At 64.8% G+C, this 24,640-nt stretch carries 17 protein-coding genes; 4 read left to right on the top strand and 13 right to left on the bottom strand.

The annotated features are described in order from the left end of the window. Position 1: 1 nt before the first annotated feature. From WBQ80_RS01565 to WBQ80_RS01620, 12 genes are all read right to left on the bottom strand, one after another. Entirely contained in the window at positions 2-3,352 is a 3,351-nt protein-coding gene (locus WBQ80_RS01565; RefSeq protein ID WP_336570216.1) for a DEAD/DEAH box helicase family protein, read from the bottom strand. Beyond that, entirely contained in the window at positions 3,327-3,974 is a 648-nt protein-coding gene (locus tag WBQ80_RS01570) for a DNA methyltransferase (RefSeq protein WP_336570215.1), read from the bottom strand. Before WBQ80_RS01570 ends, WBQ80_RS01565 begins: the two co-directional genes overlap by 26 nt. Before the next feature lie 157 nt (positions 3,975-4,131). Next, entirely contained in the window at positions 4,132-4,803 is a 672-nt protein-coding gene (locus WBQ80_RS01575) for a hypothetical protein (RefSeq protein WP_336570214.1), read from the bottom strand. A gap of 979 nt (positions 4,804-5,782) precedes the next feature. Further along, the gene (locus tag WBQ80_RS01580; RefSeq protein ID WP_336570213.1) at positions 5,783-7,051 is read right to left on the bottom strand and encodes a hypothetical protein; all 1,269 of its coding nucleotides are present in this window, start codon (positions 7,049-7,051) and stop codon (positions 5,783-5,785) included. An 8-nt stretch (positions 7,052-7,059) separates the two neighbouring features. After that, a complete protein-coding gene (locus tag WBQ80_RS01585) occupies positions 7,060-7,326 on the bottom strand; it encodes a hypothetical protein (protein WP_336570212.1) in 267 nt (88 codons plus the stop codon). A 98-nt stretch (positions 7,327-7,424) separates the two neighbouring features. After that, entirely contained in the window at positions 7,425-7,817 is a 393-nt protein-coding gene (locus WBQ80_RS01590) for a sulfate permease (RefSeq protein ID WP_336570211.1), read from the bottom strand. Positions 7,818-7,876: 59 nt separating this feature from the next. Further along, positions 7,877-11,404: a MobF family relaxase gene (gene mobF / locus WBQ80_RS01595; RefSeq protein ID WP_336570210.1), complete on the bottom strand. Its 3,528-nt coding sequence runs from the start codon at positions 11,402-11,404 to the stop codon at positions 7,877-7,879. A gap of 115 nt (positions 11,405-11,519) precedes the next feature. Further along, positions 11,520-12,665, bottom strand: coding sequence for an alpha/beta hydrolase family protein (locus WBQ80_RS01600; RefSeq protein WP_336570209.1), 1,146 nt, complete (start codon positions 12,663-12,665; stop codon positions 11,520-11,522). Continuing rightward, on the bottom strand, positions 12,662-13,684 hold the full coding sequence (locus WBQ80_RS01605; RefSeq protein WP_336570208.1) for a DUF6545 domain-containing protein: 1,023 nt from the start codon (positions 13,682-13,684) through the stop codon (positions 12,662-12,664). The genes WBQ80_RS01600 and WBQ80_RS01605 overlap by 4 nt, the downstream gene beginning before the upstream one ends. Beyond that, on the bottom strand, positions 13,681-14,145 hold the full coding sequence (locus WBQ80_RS01610) for a hypothetical protein (protein ID WP_336570207.1): 465 nt from the start codon (positions 14,143-14,145) through the stop codon (positions 13,681-13,683). The genes WBQ80_RS01605 and WBQ80_RS01610 overlap by 4 nt, the downstream gene beginning before the upstream one ends. A gap of 59 nt (positions 14,146-14,204) precedes the next feature. Further along, positions 14,205-14,627 carry a hypothetical protein gene (locus WBQ80_RS01615; RefSeq protein WP_336570206.1) on the bottom strand — a complete coding sequence of 141 codons (423 nt, stop codon included), beginning with the start codon at positions 14,625-14,627 and terminating at the stop codon, positions 14,205-14,207. Between the two features lie 303 nt (positions 14,628-14,930). Beyond that, positions 14,931-15,611, bottom strand: coding sequence for a hypothetical protein (locus WBQ80_RS01620; protein ID WP_336570205.1), 681 nt, complete (start codon positions 15,609-15,611; stop codon positions 14,931-14,933). 403 nt (positions 15,612-16,014) lie between these two features. Between WBQ80_RS01620 and WBQ80_RS01625 the strand changes: the two genes are divergently transcribed. Both WBQ80_RS01625 and WBQ80_RS01630 read left to right on the top strand, forming a co-directional pair. Next, entirely contained in the window at positions 16,015-17,208 is a 1,194-nt protein-coding gene (locus WBQ80_RS01625; RefSeq protein WP_337282444.1) for a phosphoribosyltransferase-like protein, read from the top strand. 211 nt (positions 17,209-17,419) lie between these two features. Next, positions 17,420-18,538, top strand: coding sequence for a reverse transcriptase family protein (locus WBQ80_RS01630; RefSeq protein WP_336570203.1), 1,119 nt, complete (start codon positions 17,420-17,422; stop codon positions 18,536-18,538). Between the two features lie 623 nt (positions 18,539-19,161). Here WBQ80_RS01630 and WBQ80_RS01635 read toward each other — a convergent pair. Further along, a complete protein-coding gene (locus WBQ80_RS01635; RefSeq protein ID WP_336570202.1) occupies positions 19,162-21,240 on the bottom strand; it encodes a KAP family P-loop NTPase fold protein in 2,079 nt (692 codons plus the stop codon). 1,674 nt (positions 21,241-22,914) lie between these two features. Between WBQ80_RS01635 and WBQ80_RS01640 the strand changes: the two genes are divergently transcribed. Both WBQ80_RS01640 and WBQ80_RS01645 read left to right on the top strand, forming a co-directional pair. Continuing rightward, positions 22,915-23,184, top strand: coding sequence for a DUF6112 family protein (locus WBQ80_RS01640; protein WP_336570201.1), 270 nt, complete (start codon positions 22,915-22,917; stop codon positions 23,182-23,184). A gap of 33 nt (positions 23,185-23,217) precedes the next feature. Continuing rightward, entirely contained in the window at positions 23,218-24,639 is a 1,422-nt protein-coding gene (locus tag WBQ80_RS01645) for a conjugal transfer protein TrbL (protein ID WP_336570200.1), read from the top strand. Position 24,640 lies beyond the last annotated feature (1 nt).

Here is a 24,640-nt window from a genome sequence, read left to right on the forward strand (position 1 = left end):
GTCAGCTGTCTCCCAGCATCTCGTCGACTTCCCGCTCGCGTTCCTCGGGGCTCATGCGGGCGAGGTCGCCGACTCTGAAGTGCCCACTGGCTTCCAGCCACGCCCGGCGCTCCGCCACGCCACCGCTGACGGCCTCCAATGTAATGGCGTGCAGGATCTTGTTGTGGCTCATCTCGAACACCTGCCGCGTCAGGATGTGCCGCAGCCGGTCATCCTGGTCAGGGATGGCTTCGGCTAGCCCCTTCTCGAGCCGGCGGACGATTTCCATGCAGAACAGACCGGCGGTGGAGAACAGGTCGGCGAACGTCTTGTCCGGGTCGGAGAAGATGCCCGGGTTCGCCTCCTCCAGCGTGTCGCACATCATCTGCACAACCGGCTTCGGGGTGAACACCAGCGACGTCTTCTGCTGTGGGATGTACGCGAAGATGTCCTCGGGCAGCGCCGGGTCGAAGTAGTCGGAGAGTTCGTGCTTCTTGTTCAGGAACTCCTGGATCGCCTGGTTGAACACAGACTCGTCAAACAGGCCCGGGACGCGGATGATCTCGCCGGTCTTCTGGTCGGTCACCTCGCGACCGTCGCGGAGTTTGCGGAAGTCTTCCTCGGTGATCCCCGTGATCTCAGCAAACACGTCGTCCGGGGTGTAGTCGTCGAAGTTCGCCAGTGTGATGTTCCGGTCGCCGTAGGCCATGAGGAACATCGGGATGGTCCTTGCGAACCCGCGCAGGTGGTCGCGCGCAGCGTCCATCGTCTTGTTCGCCCCTGACTGGGCCTTCTTTGTCTCCTCACGCTTGACAACGGTCTCGGTGACGTTGTCGAGCGTGTCGTGGAATATCGAGAGTACCTGCGCGTCGAGCTCGGCCCTTGCCTCAGCCTTCTTCGCCTCGACGGCCAGAAAGTCGGCCTCCGTCGCCGCGTCCTTGCCATCGGCCTCGATGTGGTTTAGGGCGATCTGATGGTCGACGAAGGCCCGCTCCACCTTGGCCTTCACCTGCGCCTCGGTGGCCTTCTCGTCGTTCTCGACCTGCTTTGCCGTCATGCCGTACTCGGCCGCGACCTTGGTCCGTGTCTCGCGCGCCTTCTCGGTGACGACCGCGGCGATCTGCTTGGCCGCCTCAGTAGCCTTCGTCGTGGCAGGGTCCAGCGGCGGCACGTCCTCATCTGAGTAGATCGGCTTGCCAAGCTCGGCGATCTTGGGGTTGATGACGGTGCCGACGTCGACCTGCACGTTTCCGTCCGCGTCCGTGGTCGGCGGCGGGATCGGAACCTCGACTAGCTTGCCCTTCTCGGCCTTCTTCTCCTTGGCGACGGGGAGCTGGTTAAGGATGTCCTGGAAGTGCTCCACGGCCCGGAAGATGCCAGACACGTTCGCGAACAGCAGGTTCGACAGGAAGCCGCGCCGAACGACCTCACGAGCTTTGAACACCTGCGGGAACGTGAGGACCTGCGCGGCGTCGAGCTCGATCATGCGGCCCTCGGTGTCCTCACCCAGGATGGGAAAGAAGTTGAGCAACCGACGGATATTCTCTCTGCGCTCACCGGCATCGATCGGCGGGTGCGGCGCGAGGTTGTTTGCGAACGCGTCAAAGATCGTCAGCGTGCGCTCGGGGGCGAAGTCGAAGATGTAGGCGTTCTTCTTCTGGAACACCTTGTCGCCGCGCGTGAACGTGCATGGGTTCTGCGATCGGAAGGCTGCCTGCATGTAGAGAGCGGGCGAGGACAGATTGGACAGCATGATGACCGCCGTCCACTCGGGCACCGTGACACCAGTTGTGAGCTGACCCACTGACAACGTGATCGTCTTGCCGCCATTGGCCTCCGCCTTTGCGATGGCCGCGCGGACCTTGTCGAGCGACTTCCCCACTGTCACGGAGTCATCGGCATCCTCTTCCAGCCCGTCGTTCTCGTCAGCGTGGGGTCGGCCGTCGCCGGCCGCCAGGATGACCGTGTACTCGCCGAAGACAGGGTGCTTCTTGAGCATCCGCTCCAGCGCTTTGGCGGAGGCGACCCGGTTGAGCAGCCAGAACGAGTGCCTGATCTCATCACGCAGCCCCGGGGTGGAGAACGGGTACTTCTCCTGCGTCGCCAGCGCGTCCAAGAACCGCGTCACGTCAGCTTCGTAGACGAAGTAGCCGTTCTCCTTGGTCGCAAAGAACTCCGCCAGGTCGAATGTGTAGTCAACGTTCCCCGCGTCTTCGTCGAGCGCGACACCTTCAGCAAGCCGGTCGGCCACCATGCGGGAGAGCTGGTAGGTCAGCAGATTTAGGGTCGGGAGCTGGGCGTACGGGTTGTCAATGGTGTCGTCCGCCCATGACTCCTTGGCGCCCTGCTCGTTCTCGTAGGTCCAGTTGAAGATCTGGTTGTCGCTGAATCGTCCTGATGCCAACGCCTTGAACGGCGTTCCCGACAGGTGCAACGTGTGGCGACGCTTGATCTGGTTGAACGCTACATCGGTCTTCGTCGTGTCCACGCCTTCGTGCGCTTCGTCGATGACGAGCAAGTCCCAGTTGAAGTCGGCGATGTGCTTGAGCTTGTCGAGGGAGCCGCCGAAGTACTGCGACCCTTTGAGGTCCTGGAGCGACACGAACTCGATAATGCGGGGGTCCTGGTCGACGTTCTCGAGTGAGTACGCCTTCCACTGCTCGCGCGTCATGGGGCTGCGCTGGGTGAGCGACGGCGAGTCGGACACAAACTGGTAGCTGGTCTGATGGCCGATGAAACGCTGATAGTCGTCGAACCAGGAGTTGGCGATGGCTGGGCGATTGGTGACGATGAGGGCACGCTTGACATCCATCTTCCCCATGAGGTCGTACGTCGTCAGCGTCTTACCGAATCGCGGCTTGGCGTTCCACAGCACCTCGCCAGCCCCTTGCGTGGCGAACGCCGTCATCGCCTGGCTGACAGCCTCCTGCTGCTCGGGCCGGAGCCTGTAGGCATCCTGCGACGCCCCGAGCGGTGTGGTGAAGGACTTCGAGGCGAACTCGAAGAAGTACTGCTGGCTCGTCTTCGGGGCACCGGCGAACTTGTGCCACTCCGTGCGGCTCGGTGTGCTGGACGGGTCGAACTCGCGCTGGATGCCCTGCTGCTTGAGGAAGGCGTGAAAGTCTGAGTCGCGGAACGTCCCACCGTCCTCGGTGATGAATGCTGCCCTGTATGCCCAGACCTTGATCTTCGTGATGTTGAGCTGACTGCCCTGCTGGGAGATTCGCTTCTCGGCAGACTCTTGCTCGGTGTACCCGATCTTCTCCCACCCGTCGTACTTGGGGATGTCGGGGGTCTTCCACGAATAGATGTAGGGGACCACCTCGTGGAACGTGCTGATATTCGGGCTAGCCACCGGCTCTCGATTCTTCATGGACGTGGTCGATTCGGCACACCGTGTATGTGTCGTAGACGGTGAAGTCAAGGGCGTTGTCGTCGCGCAACGAGGCGAGCGAGAACGGGTCGCGTTGCACCATGCCAGGGCTGTTGGGGACCCGGTTCCACCAGGAGAACTGGATCTCGTTGCCACGCCAATCACGGCCAGTCAGGGTGTTACCGCGGATGACGTTCGTGTCGACCAGGAACGATGCAGCCCGCATCAGGTCTGTGTCGGGAGCGGAGGGGATATCGTGCCTCGCATGGAAGCGCGAGAACTCGGCGAGCATGGCCGCCTTGGCATCCTCGTGGTTGTCCTCGAGCAGTTCGATGCCATAGATCGAGGCGAGGGCGAACAGGGACTCGTTGGGCCAGGACTCGGGTTGACACCGCTTCTCGATCGCTCGGAGCTTTCGGTGCAGAATCGCGACGAGGAAGTTCCCGTCGCCCGCGGCCGGCTCAAGGAACGTCTTGTCGACGAAATCCGGGCCGGTCTCGAGTTCCTCATGGACAAGGTCGAGCATGCGATTGACCATGTGCCGGGGGGTGAAAACTTCGCCGTAAACCTTTACGCGATGCCGTGACTTCACCATCAACTCCTCGGTGATCGTCTGCGTCACTCGTGTCTCCCATACTGGCCTCGGACGGCGGCCGCCTGGCCCGGCAGCCCGTGTCGTTCGAGCAACGAGTCCGGCTCACGCCAGCGTACAGCGCCGCCCACGATGGCCGTGCTTGGCACTCCCACTCCCCGCGCCTCAGCTGATGGCAATCGCATTGCTAGACATCATCGAGCAGCCCGTCGAAGAGCGCTTCAGTGGAGAGGTGGCGTCGCTTGGCCCGTGCACGCGGCCCGAGTGCACTTGCCACGTTCTCGGGCCGCTCAGTGACGAACGCCGTCTCATTCACGACCACAGGCTGGAGCTCAAACTCGAGGACCAACTGACGTACCTTGGCCAACACGAAGGACGGAGCCATGTCCTCCCAGAGCACGGTCTCGGAGTACCCCGACTGCGGGAGGCGCTCCGCAGCGTAGGCGGGCGGAAGGCCGAGCCCGTCTCGCCACCACCACAGGATGGCCTGCTCAAGGTTGTACGCATCGTCGCCGGTCGCGGTATCGACCGTCCAGGCGACTACCCAGCCGAAACGATTGTGATCTGCGAGCCGTTTGCCGCTACGGCTGGCGCAGCCGATCTTCAAGGCGTCACGATCAACCACGAGGTAGAGCGTTGCCGGACCGCCATACGGGAAGGCGCTGTTGCAGTAGCGGCAGATTCCCTTCCCGCTCGACACGTTCGCGAGCGTTGGCGATACGAGCTTCCCGCAAGCATGGCGCGATTTCCACGGACGCCCGCTGCCGGGGTAGGGCTCGACCGGATCAAGACCGCGTGCCTCCATGATTGCGCGAGCGTCCGGCTCGGGCATCATCAGCTGGGCGGCGTTGTCTCGCACGCCGCACGCGATGCAACCTCCCTGCCCGCGCTTGAGGTTCGAGTAAGTAGGGGCAGTTTCGTTGCCGCACCGTTCATGCCGACTGCGCCAAGGGTGATCCACCCCGGGAAACGGCTCTAGTGGCTCGAGGCCGGCGGCACGGAATAGCTCTGTCGCTTCGTTTTCGTCCAGCCGCATGGCTGCATGCGCCGATTCCAAGCCACACTCGCGACATGGTCCTTGGCCGGCAGCGATGTTGCCAAGCCGCGGGGCGACTTCACGGCCGCAGGCGACGTGTCGGGCGCGCCACGGCTTCGACGACGATCCGGGCCACGGTTCAAGTGGCTCAAGACCGTTGGCGCGGAACGCGGCGTCAGCGTCAGCCGGAGCCCAAAGCCTGCGACCGGCGGCTACTGCCGAGCACCCGCGGCACGCGGTCCCATTCCTACGTACCGCATTGAGCGATGGTGTGCGTTCCATGCCGCACAGCTCGTGCAGACATCGCCACGGATTGTCGGCACCCGGGTACGGGTCTAGCGGCTCGAACCCGGCAGCCCGCATGGTTTGCACGGCTGCGTCGGCTAGACCGGCACGACGCTTGGCGCCGCGCGCGACATCGGAGCATCGCTTGCATGATGTACCCCGCGCGCGGACGTTCGCGTAGTGCGGTGCGATCTCGCGCCCACAAGGCTTGTGGATGCAGGGCCAAGGGATTCCGCTGCCCGGGTAGGGCACAAGCGGGATACACCCTGCGGCACGCATGATGCGATCGGCCTCAGCTGGGTCGACCCTCCTACTCATGTACGGATGGTAAGTGAGACGACCGACACGACTCGTCCGAACGAGGCACGAGGCGGGCGTCCGTCCCAGGAGCCGGCGCTGTGGCACGACGACGCCCCATATCGACCAAATCCCTCTTGGCGGACCTACGAGCGCGGACCCAGTAGTTGGTCGTGGTCGAGTTCGAGGATGTGAAGCACCCCGGGCATCTGGGCCTCTTTCAGGAATTCAAGCGCCTGGCAGCGGGAGCTCGATGGGTGCTCACGCGCGCCGCCGCATTGTCGATGGGTAGGCGAACGCGCGCCTTCGCCGTCCGCCCCGCTTTCCGAGCATCGTCAATCGAGAGCCGACTGGTCGTCATCCTCGGCAAGTGTTCCTGCATGGCGAGTTGGATGACGAGCGAGTCCATCGGAACTGGGGCGAGACCGCGTTCTATACGAGCCCGGTTCTCGAAGGCTGCTTCGTGGCGCAAGCGGATCAGATCATGCTCGACGCGTGCGACGAGCGACGTCACGAGTCGCTCGAACTGCTGGCGGCGGTCTTCCTGCCTCAACACGGCTTGTGTGCTGCGAACTGCGGCCGCTACATCCTGGCTGTTCAGAAGGTCGACCCGGTGCATGCGGTCGGTGACGACCTCAACCGCGCGGGCGTACGCGATGCGTTCGACGTCGACCGGCGGGAGTCGCATCCGTGCGCGTCTCGCCGCATACGCTTCCGCAAACTCCCGCATGCTGGCGCCGTGCTCCAGCATGTGTTCCGTCAGGGTCTCGGCGAACACAGTGAACTGCCGCAGGTGCTCGTTGAGCGACGGATCGCCGAAGTATGCCTCGGCTTCGCGCTCATTTGTACGACGGTCAGCGGCAGTCGTCGGATGAAGTCGTTGCGGCGGTAGCCCATCGCGGGCGAGACGTCGCTTGAGCCGCCGTGCCGCCGCATTCGCCTCGAGCTCCGCCTGGTAGATCCCGGGGTTGCTTCGCCGGGCGCGCTGCAGCTCAGCGCGACGCTCCTTGTTCCGTTCGGCCCACCCCTTCGAGGCGCGCCTCGTGCGCTGCGGGTCCGCGTCCCGTCGTGCCGCCGCGCGCGCACTCACCTGATCGCGATGCGTCGCGTAGTAGCGGTTGTAGTACTCGCGCACCTTGTCACGATTGGCCTCGACCCAGCGCTGCTGGTACGCGCGAACCCGCTCGGGATGCTCCTCCCGCCACCGCTTCGCTCGCTCACGCGCCTTCCGCCGCGTCTCCGCCTCACGACGCTTCCGGGCGGCAGTGCGACGAGCCGAGTCCCGATTCTGCTGCCGCGAGCGATCGAGGTGCTCCTCGCGCCAGCGACGATTGAGCTCCCGCACGCGCTCCGGGTGCGCCGCCTTCCACGCCCGACTCTGTTCGTGCACTCGATCGAGGTGGGCCTGCCGCCACCGACGCTTCAGCTCGCGCGTGTGTTCCAGCTTCGCCGCGGCCTCAGCGTCGTCGTCGTGATCAATTGAAGCCACGACAGCTCCTACTCAGTCGGCGGCGGCGCGAGCTCGATCACCAACGCAAGGAGCTCTGAGCGATGCGCCGAGGGGTTCGTGATCACGCGGCCGACCGCAGTTCGAAGGCGCTCGACATCTCCGTCCGCCAGTCCATCGATCGGTTCGAGGCAGTACTCGATGTCGCGCTGAAGGTCGTACTCGGCGTCGTCGACCGCGATCTCCGGGTAGTAGAACAGCGCCGCGAGCGCAGTTCGGCTGAGGAGGTCATCGAACTGCTCCTGCGGGACCGTCATGTCTGTTCCTCCTGCTCGCGGGGTCCGTAGTGCCACAAGACTTACGCGAAGAACAGGTGCGCCGACAGTGCCGTGCCGATGCGGCCGCGATGAAAGCTCTACCTGACGAGTTCGATCGTCTCGCGCTGAGGCGCCTCGCCGGGAATCTCCCCGCCCCCCGCCGGACTGTGCGTCAAAGCACGAGCCATCCGCGCCTCACCCAGCCGGACGCGCACGAGCCGGATCAGCGTCACAGGGCCGGCGACCAGGAACTTGAGCGCGTTCCAGACGAAGAGCAGCCCGATGAGGTTCAGCCAACCCTGGCCACCGCCCTCGGCGAGACCGAGACACGCGAGCGCTCCCCAGCCGTACGGGACCGCGAGCAGCATGGCCAGCATGCCCCACTTGAGGCCGCGGCGGGTGTGGATGGCATCGAGGAGCAGGTTCGTCGGCATGAATTGACGGAAAACGAAGCGCGCGCGGGCGACGACCGCCCAGATGAGTCCGAACATGCTGCAGTCCTCCACGTGTTCGGCGACGAGAACCTGGAAGGACCGCCGGAGCCCGGAGGTCATGCCATCGCGACGAGCGATGCAACGAATGAGGTCGCCTTCCGCCGCAGTCTAGATCCGGGGCCCGACACTCGGAAGCGTGCTCGGGACACTCGGCTCCGGGCGCTGGAAGCCCACCTCTCGCTCCGAGAGGCTCCGGCGATGTCCAGTGCACGCCGCACCTTCGCGGCATCCGCCCGCTGGAGGTCGCTCTGCGGCTCAGAACCCAGCGTGTTCGCACCCGTGATGCCATAGCGATCGCGATACGCGGCCACCGTTCTCGCGTGACGACGCCACTCCGCTGCGCTGTCTCGTGGCTGTTGACCGAGGGCGCGCGTCCAGTGGTCGTTCGCGAGAAGCGCCTGCTCGAGCACGGTATCCGCTCGCGCCTCGATGAGCCCGCTGCGTTCATCGAGCGCTCGCCGTACCTCGGCGTCCAACGAAGTCCTCACGGTAGGGAGCAGCCCGACGATCAGTCGGGGTGCGCGGCGCGCTCCCCCGCGAGCGCCGAGGCCACGAGCGGATGCCGCGGCGATCCGATCCCGGAGCACGGCTGCGATGTCCTGCGCATTGTCGAGCCGACGGGCGCTCACCGCCGCGAGGAGCAGGTGCTCGACGTCGAAGCCCGCCGCCTCGGCCCTCCACAGCTCGGCGCCGAGGGGTCCGAAGGCATCCGACTTGATCACCGCGTCGACCTGCTCACGTTCGAGCCCTGACCGGCGCACGGCAGTCGCCCACCGGTCCCGCTGCGCCGCGGCGGCGATCGACTCGTACTCCGCCGCGAGCTGAGCGATCGAGCTCCATGCGTCCTGCTCGGCCGCGAGCGTCTCGTGCGCCGACAGCTCGGCTCCGACATGGTTCAGCACTCCGTAGAGGATGCTGCGCGCGGTCGCCGGCTCGGCGTCTCCGGGCCGCGGTCCGGCATGCGAGACATCCGGATGGTCGATCGCAACGTAGGCGCTGTTGGATTCGCGTCCGCGCGTCATTCCCACGTAGAAGTTCTCCCGGGTGGTGCCCGATGCTGCCACAACGTGCGACGTGTCCGTGGTGATCCCCTGCGCCCGGTGTGCGGTCACGGCGTATCCGAGCTCGACATGGCGACGGACATAGCCGGGATGGAGCATGACCGTGGAACCCCAGCGCTGTCTCGGGCGACGCACCTCGAGGGCGCCGTTTCTACGCACCCCGACAACCACCCAGCGATCGCCGTTGCGCACCCACTGACGGCCGGCGCACAATCGGCGATCGTTCCGCCGGGTGATCACGGTGTCGCCGACAGATGCCGCGGTGCCGTCATGCAATTGTGCTTCGCGCAGTGCGTCGACTCGGCCCTCGAGGATGAGCTCGGTCCGTGCGCGCACGTTGAGCGCCGAGACCGCTTCGTTTGATTCGGCGATCAGTACGCTCGCCTTGCCTGCGCGCACGTCCGCGCGCCAGGCGAGATACGCGGCATCCGTCATCGACTCGGTGCTGCCCTCGATCACACGCGAGTGCGCGACGTATTGATCGATTGCGTCAGCGTCGCCTTCGCGGAGTGCCAAGGATGCCCGCCGCTCCCACTCGTGAACGAAGCGGTGAACCTCGACGAGTTCGGGAGCGTCCGCTCGAGCATGGACGAGCAGCGAGAACGCACCTCCAGCTTCGACCGACTGGAGCTGCGCGGGATCTCCGACCAGCAGCACCTTGGCGCCCGCCGCTTCGGCGAGCGCGGTCACGCGTTCGAGGTGCAATGTGCCCGCAAGGGACGCCTCGTCGACGATGACGAGTTGCCCCTCTGTGAAGGTCTTGCCGCTCCGCACGCGTTCGTGCCACCACTTCGCGAGGTTCTCGGTCGGGATGCCGAGGTCCTCCGCGAGCACGTGGGCTGCGGCAGCGGATGGCGCGAGGCCGACGACTGACCCGCTGCCGTAGGTCCCCTCCCACACCCGGCGAAGTGCACTCATCGCGCGAGTCTTGCCCGTACCTGCCGGACCGACGAGCACATCCACCGCTCGCCCGGAGCTGACGATCTTGGCGAGGGCCTGGTACTGCCCCTCCCCGACGCGCGCAGCGCCACGGCCGTCACTGAGCGTTCCTCGCAACGTTGCATGTTCGATGCGCGGCCCGCTGGTCTGAGCAGCTCGATCGAGCAGGTTCGATTCGGCTTCGATGACGGCGGTCGACGTGTAGGTGATCGAATGTCTCGGGCGGAAGACCGAAGATCCGTCCGTGCGACGAAATTGCTCAGGACTCGAGGCGAGTTCCGGCGGGGTCAGCCGAAGCGAGAGCTCCTCGGCCCCGTCGACGATCAACCCGACTACCGCCTCGCGATCGGACGCAGAAGCGAACCGCATAGCCATCGTCTGTCGAGCCGCCTCGGCGACGAGGTTCCAGTGCCGCCAGGTGGAGCGCTTCCCGCTCACAAAGTCCACCACTGCCCTGGCGAGCGCGCTGACATCACCCGGCTCGATCTCGTCTGCGCGAATCCCGAGATGCGGAGTGCTTGCGATCGCCCCTTTCGTCCACGCCGTCGCATCCGCGCCCAAGACGCGACCCGCGCGCTCGCGCCACTCGCTCGTGAGATCGGTCAACGAGCGCACGTGCTTCACCGGCCTGGTCGACAGGGTCGCCTGTGCGCGCAGCTTCATGATCGTCACGCGACCGGGTCGCCGACCGTGCACCGCGATGTGCGACTCGATCAGGCGGTCGGTCTCGACGTCGATGTGCCTCGAGCGCGTCGAGAATTCGGCCACGAGCTTCTCCGGCACGGTCGCGATCGCCCACGCTGGATTGCGGTCGCGTCCTCGTGCGCGCCGCTCCCAAGGCACGCCGATCAGCCGGGTCAGCGCGTCGGCGAAGAGCGCTTCGTGCAACTCCGACACGGCAACGACCGCCGCGTGCAGCGGTCGCCCGTCGAGCGAGCGCCACTTGCCGTCGAGCATGGTCATCGCCTTGTTGCTGATGACGACGTGCGTGTGCAGGTGCGGGTCGCCGGCGCGGCTGTCGAAGTGATCGAACGCGGTTGCGATCACCCCCGAGACGTCGACCTGCGCAATCGCACCGTCGCGCGCGGCAACCCCGGTACGAGTCGCTGCAACTTCGCGCTCGAGGAATGCAAGCGACTCCGCAACCGCTGCATGGTGCGCTTGCACGATGAGCGCCTGCGTCGTTGCATCCGCAATGCCCCACAGCACGCTCGCCGACTTCGGAATCGAGAACGTGAAGTCGTATCCGGCGACCGCGCGGCGACGGGAGGTCTCGCCAACCGACGCCTTCGCGTACGAGGGGTAGGCGCGACCCAACGCCTCGCCAGATGCCGGATGACATCCCCAGCCGATCAGCCGCTGGAGCTGCTTCTCAGTGACCTCGGTGCCGCCGCCGATCTCCCTCGAACGAAGCGACGGAAGGCCGCTGCCCATCCAACGGCCCGGCGGCGTTCCCTCCGCGCTGTAGTAGCGGGTCAGCGGCGTGGAGAGCGATCGGTCGCCGTCACCGATCGCCACGCTGCGCAGCAAGTACCTGAACCCGTCGCCGGCGCTCATCACCCGCATCGAAACCGTCACCGCCATCACCACCCCCGCCGGGGAGAAGGTGCGCCTCGATCTGCAAGAGGCGTGGCGGCATGTGGGGTCGTGGATACGAGGCGGCTGTCGGGGAGCCTGGACCTGGTCGGGTCGGGTCAGATCAGATGCGCGGAGACAGCCAGGTGCGGACGGCGAGCCGCCAGCGATCCGGATCCGAGTTCCAGTTCATGGTGTGGTCGGCTTCGAAGGTCTCGAGCTCGACGAGATCCGGGCGGCGATCTCGGAGACGCGCCACGGCGTCGAACGGCGAGGACGAATCGAAAGTGCCATGGAGAATGAGCGTCGGCACCCGGATCTCGGTGGCGCGCGCAACCCAGTCGAAGCGACCAAGGCCGATCGCGTTCGGCAGCCCGACCAGCCGAGCGAGCGCCGGACGATCAAGCCACGGCTGAGCAAGCCCGCCTGCCCAGGCTGGGAGCCCGGATCGGACGCAGTTCGCCCGTATCGTCGCGACCCAGTCGACGACCGGCGAATCGAGCACGAGCGCGGTGATGTCAGACCTCGACTCTGGATCGGACGCGATCTGCAACGCGATCGCGCCACCCATCGACCACCCGAAGAGGATGAAGCGTTCGGCGCCGTGCTCGCGCGCGTACGCCATCGCCGACCGAACATCATCTGTTTCCGTGCGGCCGAGCGTGGAGCGCCCTGACCCGACCCGTGGCCCCTCGCCGTCGTTGCGGTACGTCAGGACGAGCGACGTCAATCCGAGCTCAGCGGCGACCTGCACTCCCCGTATCGTGCCGGCCCGAGGACTCCCGAGTCCATGGATGTGGATCGCCCACGTAGATGACGCTGCACCGGCTGTCTCGACAAGCCAAGCTGGAGCCGGCCCGACGGCGGTGGGAACCCGGACGTCGGTCGCTCCGAGGCCGGCGTCTGACGGGTCGGCGAAGTAGATTCCGCTCCATGACGCCCGGTCCCCCGCGCTCACGCCGGCCAGTGTGTTTCGACCGACGGCCTCACGTGCGATCAGCTGCGGACCCCGATCCTCGACCTCGTTGCCAAGCCGGATCAACAGACCGTCCTCGAGGAGCAGGCTGTACTTCCCGGGCGACGTCGTCTGAGGCGTCCGATCCAACACCACCCACTCCCGATCCGCAGTCGACTCCACTCTGCGGACGACGAGGTCGAATCGCCGGCCGGACGACGGCGCGGTCAGCCGCCGAGCGATGACGAACCCGAGCCCACCGAAGGATGCCGCCGCGGCAGCGCCGAGAGCCGCGAACGCCCATCCGGCCCTCATGGATCACGCCTCTCCGCATCCGCGGTCACGGGCACATCCGCCGGCTCAATTGACTCCGGCGCCCCGTCGCCGACCAGGTGTTGCTCTGCCCGGTCGAGCAGTTCTCGCTCCGCCTCCGTCAGCTCGAACGAGACGCGACTGTCGATGACCGCGTCGCGGATCTCGACGATCTCCCGGTGCAGCATCGCCTCAGGCTGCGCCGTGCGGAACGCGGCATCCGTGCTCTGACTGATCCCCGGCCGAGCCGTCGTGGCGCGTGTCCAGACTGGCTCGAGCTCGGCGATGAGCGCCTCGGTCGCCCGAATGCGTGAGTGGGTCTGCCGACTCCGGAGGATCGGCTGTGAGGCGAACCCGAGCACCAGGAAGATGAACGTGCCGAGGTACAGCGGGCCGTACACCCCAGACACGCTGCGCATGAGGTCGAGGTTACCGAGGAGGTGGCTGACATCCATGGCGATGACGACTGCGCTGAGTGCGAGCCCGAGGAGGCTGCCGATGAGGAGCGAGGCCGGTGGAAACCGCTGGCTTCCATGGCTGACGCGGATCCGATTCACGGCGAGGACTGCCATCGCCGCGAGGACGATGCCGTAGTAGGCGAAGTGGATCATCGAGTACGCCGCTGCGGCGGGCTGGTCGCCGAGGTCGAGCATGAAGGTCGTGGTCGTGCCGCGCTGATCGATGAAGACGAACGAGACGATCGAACCCACCAGCGCGGCGGCGAGTACCGTCCGGCCGAGCGCGATGCGGACGATGCGGGCCGGTCGATCGGAGGCCTTCATCACCCCGCGTCCGAGGAAGAAGACGCCGATCATCAAGGCGACGTCCGCGAGGAGTGTCACGACGTTCTGCCCGCCGACCGCGCGGTCGAGTGCCTCGTACATCGGATCGACGTTGAGCGTCATGGACACCGCGATGGTGAGGGTTGCGTACGTGATGGTCCGTTCCTCACGCCCTCGTCGGAACACGAGCAGGCTGATGAGGAGGATCCACATCAGCGTGGAGACCAGGACGGGAATCACCCGAAGATCTCCAGGAATCGGGACTCGTGCATGGCGGAACCGCGGATCGCCGCAGCGAGTTGGTCCGCGAGCGACTCGGCGCTGATCTCCTCGAGGGTGTCGAGGTTCTGCCGGCGGAGCAGACGCCGTCGCGTCTCTGGCGGGATATCTGGCAGCAGGAAGTCGGGCGTCTCGGCGGAGTTCTCGGTGCCGTGGCCGAGGATCATGTGCGCGAGTTCATGCAGGACGAACTGCTGGCGATGCAGCCCGGAGTCGCTGTGCGCGTGGAGCACGATGTCCTCGGTGTCCGTCATCAACCAGATCGCGCAGAGCCCCTCGTGATCGCTGAGGCCGCCCAGCTCGACGATGCGGAGCCCCCGCTGGCGTCGCGCCTGCACCGCATCCACGAGCTCGTCGAAGCTGAAGACGTCACCGAGCGCGAGCTCGCAGAACGCCGTCGAGACATCCGCTTCGCTGTTCACGGTCTCGTCACCCCCTGACGTCGTCGGATGCTGCGACAGCGCGCACCACCCGCGGATCCCTATGTCTGCCTGATCTCCTCGTCGAGGAACTTGCTGATCGCCTGGAGCGCGTTCGGCGAGATGTCGCCGAGCGTGCGGGCCGCGTAGGACTTGACGCGTGCAGCCCGCATCGAGCGGACGAGGTCGAGCTGCGCGTTCACTTTCGCCGGCGTCTCGGCTCCGTCGAGTCCCATGAGGAAGTCCGCTTCGACATCGAAGAAGTCTGCGAGCCCTTCGAACAGTGCGCGGTCCTGTACGTACCGGTGCCCGTTGACCATGTAGGTCCAGCGCGAGCGCGAGAGATTGGTTCCACGCGCTTCGAGGAATTCGGCGATCTGGGAGTACGTCGGCTCTGAGCCGGACTCCGCTGTGGCGACGTCGAGGAGAAGCCGGAGTCGCTTGGCGAGGTCTTCGGCTGCGGTGTTGCTCGCGTCTTCGGTCATGTGTCGGAACACCTTCCACCCGCTCGGGTCAGGCAAGGCATCATCATCTCGATCCCATTTCCGGGTCGGAGTTGGGCATGCTCAATCTACGCCTTGAGCATGCTCAACACAAGGATTGCGCATGCTCAAATCTGGTGGTAGGAACGGATGGAGTGAATTGTTTGAGCATGCTCAATTGAGCACCGCCGACGAGCCCATCCACGCCGAGCGCGACACGGCGCCCGGCACACTTTGCCGCGGAGTCAACTCCCGCCATAGAAGCGCACCCAGCGACCGACCCAGGTGAGGTGGAAGATGGCCTGACTAAGTTGCGGCTGACGAGATCGCACGCCCGTACTCCGTCTCGATCTGGGCCAGCGCCGCGGACGTGGACGTCTCAGTCTCCGCTACAGCGACGGCGTGCGCGAGTGCGGCCGCAGAGTCGACCAGGCTCGGAATCAGCAGCGCGGACACCGCCCCCGACTTGAGGGCGCCGTAGTTCTCGATCGACGTGTACGTCGGCGGGAGGACGGCGCCATGCTCGGCATCGTCCGCAAAATAGTACGGACCGTGATGGTTGGACACATGGAAGCCACCAACGACGCCGTGGTCGTGCGAGCGACGGTGCTTGAGCACGTTGTTGACGAAGCCTTTCAGTCCATCAAGCGGCCCCTTCTGCTCAAGGCCGGCGGTAGCCGCGATGTCGACCAAGTCCTGGTGGCACTCCTCCATGAGTAGAAACACCGTCGTGTAGAAGCGGAGCAGCTTCTCAGCGTCTTCCGAGTCTCCCCGAGCGACCGCCATATCGAGATCGTCGCACCACCTGGCGTAGTCGAGTTGTTCACTCAGAGCCTCGATGTGCGATAGGGCGTTGCAGTAGACGCCGACATGCAGGTGTTCATGACGATCCTGCATTGCGCAGTAGAGCGGGTATCCGTCGGCGTCCCACGCGGACGTCCGCAGCGCTGCCAACGCGGCGATACGTACCTCACGGAACGATGTCATGGATCTGGCTCCTAGAGTGTTTCACAAGTCTCAGATGCTGCCGAGAGGTGTGTACAGCCTTCTACGTTAGACGGCTTTATCGGGACGGTGGTCGCACGGCGTCGCCGACTCGTGTGGGCTGTGATCTAGATGCTTACGCCCATGGCGATTCCAGAAGACCCAACGGGAACGACCGCCATTCCGAACTCGAGGTCAGCCGTGCGCGCGATTCTGCGGAATGCGTCGCCGACGTGGGTGTGTCGTCTTGGCGTGACGCTGGAAAGGAGATGTACTCGGATGAAATGGCTCCCGAAGCGGATGGCGGGCGACGTGATAGAGCTGGGGCGGCGGTGTCAGGCCGAGGCAAGGGCAATCCCATTCACTCCGACATATGCGTACGGCAGGAGAACCGTTGAAGCTGTCAATGACGAGCCGAGCAGCCGACTGGCTCGACCAGTTTGAGCCTGATGATCGCGTCGGCGCTGTTGCCCTACTCGACGCGGTGAGATTCGTTCCTGGCGGCGACGTGGTCACGGGCGTCAGGCGCGCGGTCGAGCGGTTCATCTCAGAGCACGCGGAGCGGCTTCCCGTTGCTCTCGTTCCCGTGCTGTCGGACGAAGATCTCATCCGGCCCGACGGAGCAGAAGTCGACTCGCAAGCAACAGCGTTCGTCGACTTCGACCCGGCACAACCGCTTGCAAACAATCCGGGCAGCGAGGCACTTATCGCCCAGCTCATCGGTGAGCTACGGCGTGCGACAGTCGGAGCTTCGATCCTCCCGGCGCCTCTTACGCTTGAGAATATGCGCCAGTCCAGAGTGCGCACCTTGGTGTGCGTGACCGACTACATCGGATCTGGGCGACAGGTCCTCGATTACGTCGCCGTCTGGACTCGTAACCCCACGATCAGGAGCTGGTGCTCATTCGGGTGGCTGAAAATCGTCGTAATCGCGTACGCAGCCACGTTGATTGGGAAGCGCGCGCTCAACGCGAGCAAGAACATACACCAGGTTGAAGTCATCGAGATCGTCCCCGGAATCGACGAACTCCGCCGCGCGACTCCGGATGGCAGGGCTGAAGAGGTGTGCCGGATCTACGCAAAGCGCGGGAGGGTCGGTCCGCCCCTCGGTCATGGAGGCAGCGCCGGGTTGTATGCGAGTTCCTTCTCGGTGCCGAACAACCTGCCAGGAATACTTATCCGGCGGTCCAGTCGGTGGATGCCCTTCTTCGATGGCCGTTCGGTTCCGGTCGACTTGGCGGACGAGATCGGCGACTACCGGCCGGACGTGGACCTTCCTGCTGCCCTTGAGTCGGCAGGTCAGTTGCGGCTCGCAGCGCGTCATCGGGACGGACATATTGCGCTGCGCTGGCGGGACTTCATCGCGGTACTCGGACTGCTTCCGCGCACGGACGAGGAGCTGGCAGTGGCGCTTGGTCGCGACCTTGGAGCTACACGTGGCATTCTCCAGTCGCTTCACGGGCTCGCTCTCATTGACGGAAGCCGCGCAGTCACGCCAGCTGGTCGTCGGGTGCTCGCTAGCCAGAGACGCAAGCCGCGTGGCGGCGCCTCCGTGCTCACACCAAACCCTTCGCCGTACTACCCTCGGAACACGAGATGAGGGGGGATCACGCGCTTAGTGATGAAGCTGCCACGTCGTGGCAGCTCGCTGGAGCAAGTCCTTCGTGTCTTGCTCGAAGATCGCAGCTGACTGCGGTCGGAGGACGATCTGAGGCTACGCGTAGGGCTGGATGGAGAATGCCTGCCCTCGAATGCCTCGGGGATTCTCCATCCACTCCGTGCGGAGCCCTTCGGGTCGAAAGGTAAGTCCCGTGATCCCCCCGAATCTCTACCACGAAATCGGCCGTGGCCTTGGGGTCGAAGTCGACGCGTTGGATCGCGCAACTGCTGAAGTTGCCCGACTGACCGCCCAAGGCGCTTACCCGATATTGTCGCTTGCACATTTGGCACACGAGACCGGCGCGAGCTACTCGTACCTCCGGGAGGTTGTAAGCCGCACACGAGATCCCTATCGCTCGATCGCGGTCCCAAAAGCAACCGGCGGAGTACGACCGATCTCGGCGCCCGAGCCCATTCTCATGGATGTTCAGCGATGGCTTCTCGGTCATGTTCTCGACAAGTTGACGGCGCATCCCGCGAGCTACGCGTATAGACGAGAGGTGTCGATTGTTCAGTGCGCGACACAGCATCAGGGTGCCCGGTGGATGGTCAAGATGGACCTGCACGACTTCTTCGGCACGGTAAATGAGGCCTCGGTATACCGCGTATTCAGGAGACTCGGTTACCGCAAGCTTGTTGCGTTTGAGCTCGCTCGCATCACGACCCGGGCGGAAGGCGCGCATAGTGCGTCCTGGCGGGCTCGCACCGCGGCCATTCCGAGCTACGCAGTCGCGGGCGTCGGCGTGCTGCCGCAAGGCGGGCCGACGAGCGGGATGCTCGCAAACGCTGCTGCCGCGCGTCTCGACCTCTTCTTACAAAGTCTCGCGCTCTCGCGTCGCCTCACGTATACCCGCTACTCGGATGACGTCGTGTTTTCAGGCCGAAGTACATTTCAGCGAGGCGAAGCTCAGAGCCTTGCCGCGGAGGCCACCGGCCTGATCCGAAAGGCGGGCTTCGTTGTTCATCGGGCGAAGACGAGAATAGTGCCACCTGGCGCGCGCAAGGTTGTACTGGGGCTACTTGTCGACGGCGCTGTCCGACTCCTACCGGAGCATCGACGACGTATCGAGGTGCACTTGCGCGGATGTGAGGAGAACGGGTTGGCGAGGCATGCCGCTCATCGAGGCTTCGACTCCGTGTTTTCGTTCATCAATCACTTGGACGGCTGGATTGCATTCGCGCTAGGCGTCGAGCGAGAACGAGCGATGGATTGGCGCGTGCGGTTTCACGGGATTCTCGAACATGAGGGCCTTCCGAAACTTGGCGGGTGACCTGAGCAACTCCGCGTAACTCCTCCAGAGAATGCTTTGCGATCGGGTGAGGCTGTCGGTGACAGGACAAAGAGACCGCTCGCGTGCTGGGGATCGGGTCAGCGACCACGACATCGGGGCCAGCGATGAAAAGTGTTCCGGACGGTAGCCACGGTGTGCTCGTCGAGCGACCCGTTGTGCCGAAGGACCACCGCGGGCAGGAGCCTGGAACGCGCGTCTGCGACGGTGCGGTGGGTGGGCCGAGGCCTGGAGGGGAGCCCAGACGGGTGTGTTGGTGGCCGCGGTGGCCGCGGTCAGCATCACATCCGCAGTGGGGCGTTGACAGCCGGGTCATGCCGGAGCCGGCGTCCCAGCGGTGGGGTCAGCAGCGGCACAAGCGGGGGCCTTTCCATAGAACATCTAGTGGTGGGCACGGACAAGGATCCGATCCGTGCTTCAGGAGCTCATCCGAGCCCAGCTCGCAGTCGGCTCAGATTCCGAACGCGGGAGGACCGCAATCCGATCGCGGCCGGTGCTGCCCGGTCGCTACATCCGGGTTACCCGAAGCCCCGACGAAACACGCCGCCACGACTGCGAAGCCTGAGCGCGCGTCCGTAAAGCCGCGGCGTTGATGAGCAGCGCGCCTAGAACCGTTCTGGTCGCCAGCCAGACAGATAGGTGTCGGCGAGCCGTAGCACGTCATCGTCACCGAGGCTGTTTCGGATCTTGCCGACGACCTTCTTCACAGCAGCCTCATCACCAAAGAATTCAACCAGAAGGTCCCATGCGAGGCGGTCCTCGGTCTTGACCTGTCGAGAACCCATCGACTGCGATCGCGCAGTGGATCGGAGAGAGTGGACCACCGCTCGCAGAAGGAGGGAATCGTCACTCGGCTTGAGCGGAGGTTTGCCCGTCTTGGTCCGGACGGCGTCGTAGATGCGCCAGGCATCCCATTCTCGTGACGGCTCGGCTGGCGGGTTCCTCTGGAGACGTGTGACGAACTCCGCATGAATCTGCTCGGCGAATGCTTCGCTGACGAGTTTGTGTCCGACACCTTCGCGATAGCCCATGCTGTAAATGAAGTCGAGCTGGGACGAGTAGGTTTCTACGTCTTCGAGGATCTGTGAGACCAGCCTCTCTCGCTCTTCCTCATCGTCTACACGGCGGATGAGCCGAAGGGTGATGCGGCTGACGGTGATGTTGCGGCGTCCGACGTCGAAGAAGCCTCGCTGCTTCTTCTCCGGAATTGCGTCGATGAGGTTCAGTAGCGTGACGGATCCCGGCACGATCATGTCGTTCGTGAATTTTGCTTCGTATGAGGTGAGCCCCTCGAGGACGGTTTCAAGCTGCTCCGGCTCCAACGCGGTGAGGTACGCCTTTAGCGCCGCTCGGTCGTCCAGTAGATCGAAGGCGAGCTCAGAGTTTCGGAACGCCACAAGTTCGTCGGGTGCGACTCGGTCGAAGTATAGATTGAGGAAGTCGATGTGCGCCATGCGGTGCGCGGTCCGCCACGTGCTGATCCAATCCGGTCCGTAGTGATTGTTCTCGATGTATTGCAGTGCGACCGGGAACACCCGGTTGAAGAGTGCCCGAATCGCATCGTCATCGTCGGGGAACTTCGCGAGTAGCGCGGCAATGCGGCTCTTGGCCCGCTCATCCGTGCGCCCCATGATCGCGCGCGTGGTCGTGAGTTCGCTTCGAAGCCTTGATAGCTCCTGGGTGAGTTCGGGACGGAAGACCCGGAGCGCTTCCATAGAGAGGAGATCGACAAGATCGACTTGATTGCCGAGGCTCTTGATCGTTGATCTGGCAGAGATCGCGAAACGCGTGACGTCACGCATGTTCGCGAATAGGGGGTCGATGAGTTCCCAGTAGACGTCACTCCATCGGTCACCGTCGAGCGTCGCGTCTACAACGGGCGCGAGGATGCGATTGAGTTCTTCAACGACCTGGGATCGAAGTAGCCTTTCGGGTGCCTGCGGGACATCAAAGCTCACCTGGACGATCTTCTCGAGGTACGCCCGACCGGGAACGCCGTCTTCGGTGAGCGCCTGCTCCACGCGCTCCCGGTCAAACGCCAGCACGTAGATGATGTTCGGGAAGCTGGCCGTCAGCCGTACGAGTTTGAAGATCTCTCGAATCTCGATGGTGGTGAGGCGATCGATGTCGTCGATGACAACCACGATCGGAAGGTCTAGAGCCAAGAGCTCGTTGGTGATCTCCTCGCGAACCTTATTCGCGCTTCGGTCCGCGTTGGTCGATTCAGCTAGACCGCTCAGCGCAGCAGCGGCCGCCTCTCCGACGGTCGCCGCTCCGGGAATCGGAATGAACTGCGATATGGGCTTGAGGATGCCGGCGTACTGACCGAGCCAGTCGGCGGTTTTACCGAAGCGGCTCCTATTGCGGACGTTGAGTTCGGCACCGATCTCGGTGAAGAAGAAGTTCACTAGCTGATTCGAGCCGGAGAACATCCACGGGTTGAAGTCGACGACAGTGAGAGCGGGTTCCACTTCAAACTGCTCCCGCATCAGGTTGATGAACGAGCTCTTGCCGTGCCCCCACGGCCCAAGGATGCCTACGACCAGCCCTTGGCTAACATCAAGCTCCCGGATAGATTCGGCGAAGTCGCGTGCAACCGGAGCTCGTCCAAGGTCGTCGTCAGCGGAAGAACTGATCGGCGCGTCAATCGGGGGCCTCTGCTGAGGTTGCTCGGTGCTAGTCATTCGTCCCTACTCGTACCTGTTACCGCGATTCTCGCAAGCATCACCGACACGCCTATTCCGCGAGCCATCAGCTTTGCGGCGCTGTCGTGGGTCGGCGCGCGCTCCCGCCACACCGCGGTCCGCAAAGGGGCGTTGCGGGGTTGAGAGATGCTTCCCTTGGACGACGCCCTCGTCCCGTACCCCCCGTGGTCGCGATGAACCACCACGATGTTGTCGCAGTGTCGCAGGGCGGCGTGGAACTGGTCGACTGCCTGTTGCAAGTGCATCTCGCGAGTCTCGCAGATGGACCAGCGAGCACGAACGGGTCTGGCAACCGCGCACCGCACGGATAGGGATCGCACGGGCGTCGCCCGAGTATTAAACGATTGCTACCGTGCGCCGGGTTCATCGGCGCGCAAGAGCAAGGGCACGACGCGTCCATGACGACGAGCCCGAACTGGGATTCGATGTCAGGTGGAAAGCGCGGCATCGCGCGCAGGGGTGAACGCCGACGACCACGCGATCTCGGTGCTGATCAAGCATCCTGGCCCGCGCCGCGAGCAATGCGCGGCCGGCCGCGTAGACGGACGGAAAGGGGGATTTTGGGCAGGTGGACACCGCGGCTCCATGTCGTGAAACAGGAACGACCGCGGGTAACAGCGGTACTTTGTCGTGGGCCACTTACGAACCACGGCATCACGTGCCCCAAGTCGTCATCTCGCCACCCTTGGTTTCCCACGGGCCTTGTGCGAGCGATCTAGTGTCAATGATCGTAGCGCTCGCGTCGGTTCGTCGTCGACCGGGCATCGGGCATCGGGCTTAGCGCCTCGCGGACGACGAGATCAATCAGGGAATGGTGATGATGGCCTGCAATAGCCCCGCGCGCTGAAGCATCGGCGTCAATCGGACCGCTGCGAACTCCGGGATCCTCGGGTTCACGTGCAGGTCGTCCGACTTCAGCTCGTTGCACCAGCGGTGCGCCGTACGGAGGTTCGCAATGTCGCCTCCACCGCCCCACGCGGCAGCATGATCGTGATCTAGAACCGGGTACGTGTCATCGATCGGGTGCGCATTCGGGTCAGTCGGTAGCCGGCAGATCTGGCAGACGTACCCGTCGCGTTCCAGAACCGCCGGGCCGTATCGCCGGTACGAAGTCGAACGCCTCGTCTGTGACGGCGCTCGGTGCTTCGGAGTCATATCATCGCCACGAGCTGTGCGGCATGGCCGGCACTGGCAGCAGACCTGATCGGCGTACTCGGCACCGAAGCTTCTGCGGCAGCGCTCGTGGTCCGCGAGGAACTTGTCGATGTCGTCGTCGGCGATCCGACTGTACAGCCTGTGGTCTGGGTGCTGAACGCCGCACCAGACGCACCAACCCTTCCGCATCAGCAGGTGCAGAACTCGGCAACCGTCCTGGCAATACACCCGGACTCGCTAATGCGTCTCAAACGTCATCTCGCATGAACGGCAGACCCTCCCGTGCGAGACAGGGGCAGAAGGCATAGAGGTCACCATATCCGGCCGAAGAGCAAGAGCGGGCGATGCGGGGCCAACCTCACCGAGGCCACTCGAGGATTCCCCTCAAGCGGATCTTCACGCGACGACCGGCGTCAGCCGATGGCTGCCGTTTCGCGCCGATGTGATGCCCGAGGCGCACCTCCCTCTCGAACCCATCCTTGCGAGAAGGAGCTGCTAGTGATCGACATCGACCCGAACGGCACCGGTCTTCCCGGCATCGACCAGCTGCGCATCATCGTCGGCGCCGTGATGACGGTCGGGCTCATCCTGAGTGTCCTCGCGCTGCTCGTCTCGGCGATCGTTTGGGGCTTCGGCTCCAACTCGTCGAACCCGCATCTCGCGTCACGCGGCAAGCTAGGCGTGCTCGTGGCGTGCGGCGCGGCGATCATCTGCGGCGGAGCGGTCACGCTGATCAACTTCTTCTGGAATGTCGGCCAAGCCGTCTGACGCAGGACTTGGGCTGATCGAGATGGGTCGCCGATGAGTGTCTGCGACATCCCGGTGATTGCCGCGGTCTGCGGCTCGGTCGGCGAGGGCACGGCCTCCCTGATCGCAGCACCGTTCGACTGGCTCGCGCACGCGATGGGCTCGGCGGCCGCGTGGCTGTTCGAGGCAGTCTGGGACGCGTTCGACACGACGACGTTGGTCGACCTCACCGACCCCGGCTACGTCGCCGTCTTCAACGTGCTGTTCGGCGTCGCGGTGCTGCTCGCCCTGATCTTCTTCTGCCTGCAGCTCATCACCGGTCTTGTGCGGCGAGACGCGGGCGCGCTGTCGCGTGCTGCACTCGGCCTCGCGAAGGCGGTGCTCGGATCATTCATCATCGTGACGATCACGGGCCTCCTGCTCGAGATCACCGACCAACTGACGATCGGGATCGTGCAGGCCAGCGGCAACACCATGGAAGGCATGGGCGATCGCATCGCCCTCCTCGCATCCGGCCTCGCAGCGATCAACATCGGCGCACCCGGCGTCGGGGCGATCGTCACGATCTTCCTGTCCGCGCTCGCGATCAGCGCCGCCGCGATCGTGTGGTTCTCGCTCCTGATCCGCAAGGCGCTGCTGCTCGTCGCGATCGTGTTCGGTCCGGTTGCGCTGGCGGGTGCGACATGGGATGCCGCGAAGGGATGGTTCTCGAAGTGGGTGGCGTTCGTGATCGCGTTGATTCTGTCGAAGCTCGTGCTCGTCGTGATCTTCCTCGTCGCGGTCGCTCAGGTGTCTGCGCCGATCGATGCCGACCTGGCGTCTATCAGCGATCCGATCGCCGGGATCGTGCTCATGTTCATCGCCGCGTTCGCGCCGTACATCACGTACAAGTTCCTCAACTTCGTCGGCCTGGACATGTACCACGCGATGTCGAGCGAGCAGGAGGCGAAGTCTGCGCTGAACCGACCGGTGCCCGTGCCGAACGGACCCATGTCCGACAGCGCGAAGAAGATCCTCGGCCCCGACAACGACAGCGGTTCCGCCTCATCGAGGCACGCGAGCCATCCGGGCGCTCGAGCGAGCAGCAACGGCGGCGGAACCGGCGGCGAACCGCCTGGCGGCGTCGGGCCTGCGGGCGCGTCCAGTCCCGGCGCCACGGCGGGTGGCGCGACCGCACAAGGAGGAGCGGCCGGTGGAGCATCGAGCGCTGCGGGCGCTGGAGCAGCGGCCGGCGGCATCGGCGCCGGCATCGTGGCCGGCGCGGCCGTCGCGTCATCGGCAGCGAACGCCGGTCCGACAGCCGGGCGCGCCGTTGGCGGGGCCGCCGACGCCCACACGGCATCGGCCGGCGACTCGGCGGCATCCGCCCCGCCGACCGCCCCGCCACCCGTTCTCGGACCGACCACACCGAAGACCCGCCCACCATGGCCGGATGCTGCATCTGACGCGGCCCGCCGAGCACGAAAGGACGTGTAGC

The organism is Agromyces sp. CCNWLW213 (assembly GCF_037199545.1).
Classification (GTDB): Bacteria; Actinomycetota; Actinomycetes; order Actinomycetales; family Microbacteriaceae; genus Agromyces.